Origin of the sequence: Psychrobacter sp. HII-4 (assembly GCF_904846595.1) — a bacterium.
GTDB lineage: Bacteria > Pseudomonadota > Gammaproteobacteria > Pseudomonadales > Moraxellaceae > Psychrobacter > Psychrobacter celer.
The window spans coordinates 1-11,259 of record NZ_CAJHBJ010000047.1; the positions used below are offsets into that span (position 1 = coordinate 1).

Below are 11,259 nucleotides of genomic sequence, written 5' to 3' on the forward strand. Positions count from 1 at the left end.
CCCCAATACTAACCAGTTTCCCCATAACTTGCTCTCTATATTATAGATATAATCTATCTATTATAGTAATAAATAGGTAGGTTTGTATATATTTTATTTAACTGTTTGCAACCCTCTCCAACCTATGACATATAAAAAACAGAATTAAGCTGTCTGATTTAGTGTCTATATTGGCGTAAAGCCACGGTTACCCGTATTTTGGCGTTTACGATTATAGTGATATAGCCTGTTTTTTGCGTACGTTTGTACTTATTCTAAATTACTAGGTAGCCTCTGATTTCACCAATCATACCTCATGGCTCTGTTAATATGCTTCACATAAGCATTTTTCTGTAAGTTACAGGCTTAAGATGATGCCTTGTTTGAGTGCCCTGTTCATTTTTTAATCACATTGCTAATGTACTTAAAATCATTATCGCTTTTCATTTGTATCAAGCGATCTCGGTATTCAATTGACTAACTCTAGATAAGTAACCCCCTTCTAATAGGCAGTGAGAAATCAATATCGCCGTGAGTTCTTTACGGTTATGATCGTCAGTCATATTAAAAAGTTTAAAAGCTCTGCCATCTGTTAACCTCTCATGCATAAAGTCCATGCTTCCAGCTTGATTTAATTTTTCCAGGTATTCCTCTTGGTTTCCGCTCATTCATTTAATTTATAAAGTTGAATTAAATTCATCTTATCTTTAAATAACATCGTTTTTATTCATGTGAGGTTCAAGGTATGATTCATCCCATAAACAAATTAGCTTTTATCTGATGCCTCTAGACGAGAGCTATCAGAGTAGTAAAGGGGACTATCATGACTCAGCCATTTACCTATACCATATCTCGCATACGTTTCGATGAAAACTACGAGCCTGCCGATAGTACACGCCTGACGACCAACTTCGCCAACTTGGCACGCGGCGCAAGTCGTCAAGACAACTTACGCAAAACCTTGAAAATGATCAACAATCGCTTTAATGATCTGGCGCATTGGGATAATCCTACTGCCGATCGTTATTCGGTCGAAGTGGATATCATCTCAGCAGACTTAGACGTGGCAGGCGACGGTCATACTTTCCCCAGTATCGAGATGCTACAAACCACGATTGTCGATCACAAGGATAACTCCCGTATCAGCGGTATGGTCGGCAATAGCTTCTCATCCTACGTGCGCGATTATGACTTTAGTGTGATACTGCCAGCGCATTTTGCCAACCATCCAGAATCAAAGCCGCCAGCGGAGTTTGGTGTGCTGCATGGTAAGCTGTTTCAGCATTTATTGTGTTCAGAGGCTTACCAATCTCAGTTTGATAAGCAGCCGGTGATTTGCTTGAGTGTGTCCAGTAAGAGAACCTATGTGCGTACGGGCAACCAGCATCCGGTATTGGGCGCGGAGTACAAACAGGATGAACATTCATTAACTGATGATTATTTCCATAAAATGGGTCTCACCGTGCGCTACTTTATGCCGACAGGAAGCGTAGCGCCATTCGCATTTTATTTCGCAGGCGACCTGCTCAGCGACTACAGTGATCTTGAGCTGATTAGCGCGATTGCGACGATGGAGACGTTCCAGAAGATTTATCGCCCTGAGATTTATAATGCCAACTCCAGAGCAGGCGCGGTCTATCAGCCCAGTCTCAATTACCAAGACTACTCAAAGACGCAAGTGGTGTATGACCGTGAGGAGCGCAGCCAGCTGGCAGTGAAGCAAGGCAAGTTCACCGAAGAGACATTTATTACGCCTTATCAAGATATCCTAGATGAGTGGGCAGCAGGCTTTGCGGTAGACAAAAGCGCTGATGAACAAGTGGCTTAATAGAGCTTTAGATATTAAATATTATGATACAAAAGATGAGATAACATGCATATATTATTACCGACCTCAACCGCTGGCAGCTTGCCCAAACCCTCATGGCTGGCCGAACCTGAGAAAATTTGGTCGCCGTGGCAACTTGACGGTGAAGAATTGCTTCAGGCAAAACAGGATGCGCTGCTAGTATCGCTACAAGAGCAAGTGCAAGCAGGCGTCGATATCGTCAGTGATGGCGAGCAAACCCGCCAGCATTTTGTGACTACATTTATTGAGCATCTAGATGGCGTCGATTTTGAAAACCGTAAAACCGTTAAAATTCGTGATCGCTATGAAGCAAGCGTGCCATCAGTCGTGGGTGCGGTGAGCCGTCAAAAACCTGTGTTTGTAGAAGATGCCAAGTTTTTACGTAAGCATACTGACAAGCCGATCAAATGGGCGCTGCCCGGCCCGATGACCATGATCGATACGCTGTATGATGGTCACTACAAGAGCCGTGAAAAACTGGCATGGGAGTTTGCTAAAATTCTCAATCAAGAGGCCCGCGAGTTAGAAGCAGCAGGCGTGGATATTATCCAATTCGATGAGCCGGCGTTTAACGTCTTTTTTGATGACGTCAATGATTGGGGCATTGCGACACTAGAGCGTGCTATAGAGGGACTTCAATGTGAGACAGCAGTACATATCTGCTACGGTTACGGCATCAAAGCCAATAACGACTGGAAAAAAACGCTGGGCTCAGAGTGGCGTCAGTATGAGCAAGCGTTTCCTAAACTGCAGCAGTCAAAGATCGATATCGTCTCATTAGAATGTCAAAACTCGCATGTGCCCATGGATTTGATAGAGCTCATTCGCGGTAAAAAAGTGATGGTTGGTGCAATCGATGTCGCCACTAATGATATTGAAACTCCTGAGGAGGTAGCCGATACGCTACGCAAGGCCTTACAATTTGTCGATGCGGACAAGCTGTATCCCTCGACCAACTGCGGTATGGCGCCGTTGTCTCGTGAGGTGGCACGCGGCAAGCTACATGCGCTGAGCGCTGGTGCGGCAATCGTGCGGCAAGAGCTGAGCGTTTAGTAAAACTTAACAAGTTCTGGCTTGTTTAAGCTTATGAGTGGCCTCAGTTAACAAGGTACTTATAGATTTAACGTTTCTCAGGATTGTAGTAATGATAAAAGATATGATTGAAGCCACTGATTTTAGAGATGCCATGGCGCTATTGCCCACGGCGGTCAATGTGATCACCACCAATGGTCCGTCAGGCACTCATGGGTTTACTGCCTCGGCGGTATGTAGCGTCACTGATACACCGCCGACACTGCTGGTATGTATGAATCAAGCCGCGCGCTCACATGAGCATTTTGTGGACAATAGAGTCTTGAGCGTCAATGTGCTTGGTGCCCAGCATGAACACTTATCCAATGCTTTTGCTTCTAAACTAAGCTCAGATGAGCGCTTCGAGCAAGGAGTTTGGACTAAACTTGTGACAGGCGCGCCTATCCTGAAAGATGCGCTAGTGAGCTTTGATTGTGAGATTGAGCACATTCAAGAAGTGGGTACGCATAGTGTGCTGATGTGCCGAGTGGTCGCTATCAAACCTCCAGAATCCCCAAGCGGGCAAGATGAGAGTTTAGTGTATTTTAACCGTGCTTATCATTACGTCGGTCAAGTTGAGCTTGTATAAGTCATAACTGGCATTAATATAGAGCACTTGCTCAGAAAATAAAACTATATAAGAAGACACTATCCCGTGGAACTACTCATTTTTTTAATCATAGGTGCACTAGCAGGGTTTGCGGCCGGGCTTTTCGGCGTGGGCGGTGGCACCATTATCGTACCGCTGTTATTTATCGTCTTTACCCAAATGGATTACAGTCCTGATACGGTCATGCATCTGGCACTAGGCACCTCGCTGGCGACCATCATTGTCACTTCGATCAGCTCGCTGATGGCGCATAATAAAAAGGGCGGCGTCATGTGGCCAGTCTTTAAAAATCTAGCACCTGGTTTGGCGCTAGGGTGTTTTTTGGGAGCAGGGATAGCTGGGCAAATATCAGGGTTATATCTGCAGCTTATTGTCGGGGTGTTTTTGCTGTGGGTCGCTTATAGAATGTTTACCGCTGGTAAAAGACGTACACATATGAGTGATGCGAGTCATACGCCTGTGGTATTACCGTCTAAACCCAAGCAACTTGCGGCAGGTGGTATTATTGGTGTGGCTTCGGCCATTTTTGGTATTGGCGGTGGCAGCTTAACGGTGCCGTATCTCACCCGTTATAATGTGATCATGCAAAAAGCGGTAGGCACCTCAGCGGCGTGTGGTTTGCCGATTGCCATTGCTGGTGCGCTCGGCTTTATGTTCTTTGGTATGCAGCAGCAAGTTGATGTACCCAATACCATTGGCTTTGTGCATATTTATGCCTTTTTGGGCATTGCGAGTATGAGCTTTTTTACCGCTAAAGTTGGGGCAAAAGTCGCTCATATGCTCTCACCGCCACTGTTAAAGAAGTGCTTTTCGGTATTGTTATTCGTAGTGGGACTTTATTTTCTTTATAAAGGGTTGGTTTAGAGAATGATATTTGTATAATAGGGCGTGTTCTCTTTAGAATGAGAACACGCCCTAATCATATTATTGTGGCTAACAACATTCACTAAACCCTTTGCGATCTAGTAATGCTATACAGTAAAGGGTTTAATTCATAAAAAGCATTGTACGAGAGTAATTAACCATCATACTCAATCTACGCTAAGTTACTGATTTTGTTGAAAGGAGTTTGGGGCTCAGAATAATAAAGTATCATACTAAACACATAATTTTTAGGATGATTATATTTAAAGCACTTATAAATCAACGTCTTGTCGAGTGAGTATGATGTTTTAATACTCAGTATGAATCTTTATTACTCACCCACAAGCATTTAAAATCAATGAGTTGTGTCATTCAACCGTCACTGATTTTGCGAGGTTACGAGGCTGGTCGACATCTGTGCCGCGCATCACGGCCACATGGTAGGACAGTAGCTGCACAGGTATGCTATAGACGATGGGGGCCAGTGTCTCGCAAACCTCAGGCACATAGACCATGTGCATTCTATCTTCTGCAACCATCTTGCTCTCTTCACTGGCGAAGACAAACAGCTCGCCATGGCGCGCATGCACCTCTTGCATGTTGGCTTTGAGTTTATCAAACATACTATCTTTTGGCGCGAGCACCACGATTGGCATGTCTTTATCCACCAAGGCTAATGGGCCGTGTTTTAGCTCGCCGGCGGCATAGCCTTCAGCGTGGATATAAGAGATCTCTTTTAGCTTCAATGCGCCTTCTAGTGCAATAGGAAATTGTAAACCGCGACCTAAAAACAAGCAGCTTTTCTTATATTCAAAATGCTCGCTCATGACTTTGATAGGCGCATCGAGGTGTAAGCTGGCATGCAGTTGGCCGCGCAGCGCTTGTAATTTATCTAGCAGCGTGCTCAGTTTCTCGTCTGTCATGCGCGCTTGGACGGCGCCTACCTTTAACACCAGCAGCATCAAGGCGGCCAGCTGAGTGGTAAAAGCTTTGGTGGAAGCGACACCAATCTCAGGGCCCGCCAGCGTCGGCAAAAAGATATCGGTCTCGCGTACCAAAGACGACGTCGGTACGTTGCACAGTGCCAAGCTCACAAGACCGGCTGGTGTGTGTTTTTGAATATCGCGTAGCGCCGATAAGGTATCGGCTGTCTCACCAGACTGCGAGATACAAATGACCAGTGTGTTATCGACGACGACCGGATTGCGGTAGCGGAACTCACTAGCCACTTCAACTGAGCACGGCACACGAGTGAGACTTTCAAACCAGTACTTTGCCACCAAACCTGCGTGATAACTGGTACCACAAGCGATGACTTGGACCTGTTTAATGCCTTTTAACTGCGTTTCATGACGCTGTAAAAAATCATCACGCAGCTTAGATGGCGCATCGCTATCTACTGCCATCTCAATGGTACGAGCAACTGCATCTGGCTGCTCGTAGATTTCTTTGAGCATATAATGTCTGAACTCGCCTTTATCGGCATTATGCTGGGCGGCGTCAATCTCATGTATTTGACGTTTTACTTTTACACCATCTGCATATACGTCAATGCTGTCGCGTGTCAGCTTGGCGATATCGCCTTCTTCTAGATACATAAAGCGGTTGGTCACGGGCATAAGTGCTAGCTGGTCGGACGCGATAAAATTCTCGCCGATCCCCACACCGATGACCAATGGCGAGCCTAGACGCACGGTAATCAGCTCATCTGGGCAATCGATATGCACAATGCCAAGGGCAAAAGCGCCGTGCAACATAGGAATGACCGCACGCACCGCTTCTAATAATTCAGATGTGGTTTTATAGATATCATTGATTAAGTGCGCAACGACCTCGGTATCGGTCTGTGAGGTAAACTCGTAGCCTTTTGCTATCAGCGTTTCTTTAAGCTCGGCATAATTTTCCACAATACCATTATGCACCACCGCGATCTTACCAGAGATATGCGGATGGGCGTTGCGCTGGGCAGGCTCGCCATGTGTGGCCCAGCGGGTATGGGCAATACCGATATGACCATCAAAAAACTCAGGATTGACGGCGACGGCATCGACTAAGGCTTGTACCTTGCCCACTTGGCGTTCGCGATGCAGCTCGCCATCACGAATGACCGTTAGGCCAGCGGAGTCGTAGCCGCGGTATTCTAAACGTTTTAGTCCTTCAAGTAAGATATTGGCGATATTACGCTCAGCCACTGCTCCAACGATTCCGCACATAATTATTCCTTAAATTTTATGTTCTCATACCATGTGATTTGAAAAGATGCCAATACATGGATAATCATTAATCTGTCAATAGGGCGTGTTGAACATTCAACCATGGCACTGACAGAGACTATTTTTTAGACGATTCGAAGGTAAAAATAGTAAGCTTAGTCGCTCTAAGCGTCTATTTTTACCAATGAAGCGGCAAAAAAGAGTCCTGTCCCTACGGCTGATGCTAAAATTGCGCCATACTGCGTTGCAAATCTAGCTAAGGCATCTGCATTATCGTCGCTTTGCGCCTTGTCTGGAACAATTTTAGCGATCAGCAGTGCCTATTTATGAATGTTCAACACGCCCTATAAATAAGCAGCACCACAAATTATTGTCGTACTGCCTTAGTGGTCTTACTATCGTTTTTATCGAGTTGACGATCACCGCCGTCTTTATTTTTTAGTTGGACGCTGAAAGTTCTCTTTTTGCGTTTGCCGAGCGCGGCCAAACGCCAAGGCACTAGCATCGACATCCTTGGTAATCACCGAGCCTGCCGCTACAGTCGCTGTATCACCGATGGTAACCGGCGCCACCAAGCTGGCATTGGAGCCGATAAAGGCGTTGTCCTCGATGATGGTTTGTGACTTATTGACACCATCATAATTACAGGTAATGACACCTGCACCGATATTGACGCCTGTCCCGACAGTCGAGTCGCCCACGTAGCTTAAGTGATTGACTTTGCTGCCCTGACCGATGGTGGATTTTTTGATTTCGACAAAATTACCGACTTTGCTCTGGTCTGCTAGTACGCTTTCAGGACGCAAATGCGCAAAAGGCCCGACATCGACACCAGCGCCAATCTTGGCATGATCAATGACGCAGTAGGGTTTGATATGACAAGCATTGCCGATATGAGCGTTTTTGATGACGCATCCTGCCTCGATATAGACATTGTCGCCTAAGGTACAATCACCCTCGAACACCACGCCAACATCGACAAACACATCTTGACCGGCGCTTAGGGTCCCTCGAATATCGACACGACTAGGATCGGCAAACTGCACGCCGGCTTCTTGTAAGTCGGCGACTAACTTTCCTTGCCACGTCCGCTCTAAGCTAGCGAGCTGCTGACGATTGTTGACGCCTTCAATCTCAAAGGTATGCTCAGGCTCAATCGCAGCGATGGCGATACCATCGGCCACGGCCATCTTGACGATATCTGTCAGATAGTATTCTTGTTGGGCGTTGTCGTTTGATAGTTTCGGCAAGTATTTATGAAGCAGGGCATTATCGATGCAGTAAATGCCGCTATTGATCTCTTTGATGGCTTGCTCATCAGCGCTGGCATCTTTTTGCTCAACGATGGCTTCGATATTACCGTTGTTGTCACGTTTGATGCGGCCTAGCCCAAATGGGTTATCTACCGTTAGCGTCAGCATCGACATGCCATCGGTATTGGCCGACTTTAATGCGGTTAACGTCTGGCAACTGACCAATGGTACATCACCATAAAGAATCAGACTTTGACCGTCTTTTGGCAAATCAGACAGCGTGACCTTGACCGCATGCCCGGTCCCTAGCTGCTCAGTTTGCGCCACCCAAGTAAGGGCTGACTGGGCATACTGGGTGGTGATTTCAGCTTTGACTTGCTCGCCGCCAAAACCATGCACGATGATGGTCTCATCGACCGTCAGCTGGTGACAGGTGTCTAAAACGTGAGCGAGTAAAGACTTGCCAGCCAGTGTCTGCAGGACTTTGGGTTTGGCCGACTGCATACGTGTGCCTTTACCCGCTGCTAGGATAATTACCGAAAGAGGAGAAGTCATAATGGCCTACAAATGTAACAAGATGTGATTTGAATTATAACGTAAATGCGTAACCAACCAAACTGCTAAGTCGTGATATCTTTGTAACGTCTTATTTGCAGCGTCACGAAATGTGCTCACGACTCATAGCAGCATCAGTTAGCAAGCGATAATACGCTACTATAAAGAGCAATCCAAACAAGTGCCGCCATGATACCTGCGATGATGTCATCGAGCATGATACCTAAGCCACCGGCGACTTTTTTATCTGCCCAGCCGATCGGTGGTGGCTTGATGATGTCAAAAAAACGAAACAGGATAAAGGCGATAAGAAGCGCGATGAGAGAAGAGGTTTGGCTGATATTTTGCCAAAAACTGCTATCGGCAACGCCCATATAAGACATCGGTAGCAAGGTGAGCCACATACCCGCCCATTCATCCCAGACGATATGCGGGTTATCGTGACCGCCCATCAGAGTGGAGGTTCTGCCGCATATTGAGTTACCAACGACACAAGACAATATAGTGATTATCAAAAACGGCAAAAAGCCGAAACTCATAAGCGGTATCGCGACGAGTAGCCCGCCCACTGTCCCCCATGTGCCAGGGGCACGGCGCGGCAGGCCACTACCGAGACCAATACCGAGCCAATAAACCGCACGATCGAGCGTGCTGGCCGTGGCAGGTAGAGGCGGGCAGTCATTGGCTTGCCGGATATCAGGCTTAGATAGATCATGATCGGTCATGGATTAACCTGCAAAGTGTTGGTAACCCGTCAGCGTGGGCCATGTGGCAAAAGGGGCAGGGTGCGTCGGTGTTACCCGCTGTCCTTGATAATACAGCTCAGCATGCACGTTGGTTGCCGTGTCTGCCTTGGCCAATGCTATCACCTCGCCAATACAAGTCACTGGCGTGTCACTGATATCGTTGACGGGTGGCTCGATATCAGCAGGTAAAGTAAAAGCCAGCTCATAGTCGTCGCCACCTGCCAGCTGGCATAGTAAGCGCTCAGATACATCCACGCTCGCTAACGCTTGGCTGGTTGGCAGCTGCTCTAAATCAAGACGTATGCCAACGCCACTTTGCTCGCAGATATGCCCAAGGTCTTGATACAGACCATCAGAGATATCGATCATCGCTGTGGCGCCCACTTTGGCCAGCGCGGCCCCTAAGGTGATACGCGGCGTCGGCATGTGCAAGCGATGCGCCAGCGCTATGCCTTGGCTGCTATCAGGATGCTGCAGCGCATATGCAGCATCCCCAAGCGTGCCTGATACATAGACTTTATCACCGACTTGCGCGCCTGAGCGATAGACGGCTGGTGTATCAGCGGCTAAAAACCCTTGCGCGCTAACACTTAACACTAAGTTATCGCTGCGCGTGGTATCACCGCCTATCAGAGTCACGCCAAAGAGCTGGCAGGCATGAAACAAACCCTTGGCAAATTCAGTGAGCCAAGTCTCATTTACCAAGCGCTCAGGCAATGCCAGCGCCAACAAAATACTGTGCGCCGCCGCACCCATCGCAGCGATATCTGAGACATTGACCGCGACCGCTTTATAGCCAATTTGAAAGGCTAATTGATTTACTTCATCCCAATCGGCGCTAAAATGCCGCCCTTGAACGAGAGTATCAATGCAGCTGACCAAGCGCGCGCCCGTAGGCACGCTCATCACCGCCGCGTCATCACCGATGCCTTTTTCGACGTCCGTTGCCGTGCGTGCTGGCGATATTTGCATCTGTGCAAAGATGCGCTCGATCAGCTCAAATTCATTCATGGTTAGTCTTTACTTTTTTCGTCTGAATTGACAAGGTTTGAGTCCTGTAGCCCAACATCGGCGGCAGTGCTCTCAGGGGTAGGCGCGGCTGCTGCCTCATTATGTCCCTGTGCACTGGCTTTTTTACTGGCTCTATAATCACTGATATTTGCCTGAGCCTTGTTAGCACGTGGCCGTTTAATGGCTTTATTGGCACTGATACGAGGTTTGCCAGTTGTGGTCGGCGTCTCGCTGGTGTCGTCAGCGTTAGTGACAGCCTTGGTTTCATCAGTAGTTTGCGGCTGTGCGGCAGGTGCAGCGGCTTTTTGTGAGCTGCGGCGGTTGGCCTTGATGTCGGCCTGTACTTCGAGGTCACGCAGATCTGTGGCCATTTTATCGAGCACCGCGTTGATTAACTTGTGCGCGTCAGTGGCGCCAAAGTGAGTGTTGAGCTTCATTGCTTCATCTAGTACCACTTTATAAGGAATCTCTAAGCGGTTTTGCAGCTCATAGGCACCAATCAATAAAATAGCATGCTCAACGGTGTCTAATTTATCGATATCGCGATCGAGATGCTGACTGATAAGCGCATCTAGCGCTTCGATTTGTTCGGGAATATCGCGCATCATTTCGTGATAGTAGCCGATATGTACCGTATGCATGGCGTTGGTCGCACGGGTGCGCGCGGCGATATCGTGCGGTGCATTATCTTTCCAGCCAAGCTTACCGTCTTTATCAAAACGACGGTCGGTGACCAGCCATTCATATAAGCCTTGCATAGCAAAGCGGCGCGCCTTACGTACGGCAGTATGGGTCGTCTTATAAGTCGACTCACTCATATCGAAGTTTTGTTCCTCACTGCTAGCACCCGCTTTATCAGTAGGATTGCTAGTAGTTTTTGCCGTCTTTGCTTCATGGATAGCGCGTTTGAGTTGGTCAGTCATGAAAAATACCTAAGGTTTAAACAAAAAGTTTAACTAAGTGAATAAATAGCCAATAAAATACCCCACTCTCAACTTGAAATAAGCAAATCAAACTGAAGAGGCGGGTTACCAAGTTTTTTATTGAGTACAAAGCACAGATTATGCGACAGAATCTTACGAATCAATCGATGAGACAAATGCCATAA

Annotated in this window: 9 protein-coding genes and 1 pseudogene; 4 read left to right on the forward strand and 6 right to left on the reverse strand. The window is 47.2% G+C overall.

Features of this window, described 5'->3' with window-relative positions; genetic code table 11:
• Window positions 1-802 precede the first annotated feature (802 nt).
• From JMX98_RS12670 to JMX98_RS12685, 4 genes are all read left to right on the forward strand, one after another.
• Complete coding sequence (locus JMX98_RS12670; protein WP_201587069.1) at window positions 803-1,807, forward strand: DUF1852 domain-containing protein; 1,005 nt, start codon at window positions 803-805, stop codon at window positions 1,805-1,807.
• A gap of 45 nt (window positions 1,808-1,852) precedes the next feature.
• Window positions 1,853-2,881: a methionine synthase gene (locus JMX98_RS12675; RefSeq protein ID WP_201587072.1), complete on the forward strand. Its 1,029-nt coding sequence runs from the start codon at window positions 1,853-1,855 to the stop codon at window positions 2,879-2,881.
• A 103-nt stretch (window positions 2,882-2,984) separates the two neighbouring features.
• Entirely contained in the window at window positions 2,985-3,488 is a 504-nt protein-coding gene (locus JMX98_RS12680; RefSeq protein WP_201587080.1) for a flavin reductase, read from the forward strand.
• A gap of 66 nt (window positions 3,489-3,554) precedes the next feature.
• Window positions 3,555-4,373 (forward strand): sulfite exporter TauE/SafE family protein, encoded by an 819-nt coding sequence (locus JMX98_RS12685; protein WP_201587081.1) that lies wholly within the window; start codon window positions 3,555-3,557, stop codon window positions 4,371-4,373.
• 368 nt (window positions 4,374-4,741) lie between these two features.
• Here the strand turns inward: JMX98_RS12685 and glmS are convergent, their stop codons facing one another.
• The 6 genes and pseudogenes from glmS to JMX98_RS12715 form a co-directional block, all read right to left on the reverse strand.
• Window positions 4,742-6,586, reverse strand: coding sequence for a glutamine--fructose-6-phosphate transaminase (isomerizing) (glmS, locus tag JMX98_RS12690; RefSeq protein WP_201587083.1), 1,845 nt, complete (start codon window positions 6,584-6,586; stop codon window positions 4,742-4,744).
• Between the two features lie 431 nt (window positions 6,587-7,017).
• Window positions 7,018-8,394, reverse strand: a complete 1,377-nt coding sequence (gene glmU, locus JMX98_RS12695; RefSeq protein ID WP_201587085.1) for a bifunctional UDP-N-acetylglucosamine diphosphorylase/glucosamine-1-phosphate N-acetyltransferase GlmU — start codon at window positions 8,392-8,394, stop codon at window positions 7,018-7,020.
• A gap of 134 nt (window positions 8,395-8,528) precedes the next feature.
• Window positions 8,529-9,119, reverse strand: a complete 591-nt coding sequence (locus JMX98_RS12700) for a phosphatidylglycerophosphatase A (protein ID WP_201587088.1) — start codon at window positions 9,117-9,119, stop codon at window positions 8,529-8,531.
• Window positions 9,120-9,122: 3 nt separating this feature from the next.
• Window positions 9,123-10,151 (reverse strand): thiamine-phosphate kinase, encoded by a 1,029-nt coding sequence (thiL, locus tag JMX98_RS12705; protein WP_201587090.1) that lies wholly within the window; start codon window positions 10,149-10,151, stop codon window positions 9,123-9,125.
• 2 nt (window positions 10,152-10,153) lie between these two features.
• Window positions 10,154-11,074, reverse strand: coding sequence for a transcription antitermination factor NusB (gene nusB / locus JMX98_RS12710; protein WP_201587091.1), 921 nt, complete (start codon window positions 11,072-11,074; stop codon window positions 10,154-10,156).
• 68 nt (window positions 11,075-11,142) lie between these two features.
• A pseudogene (locus JMX98_RS12715) lies at window positions 11,143-11,259 on the reverse strand (IS982 family transposase); the annotation flags it as partial.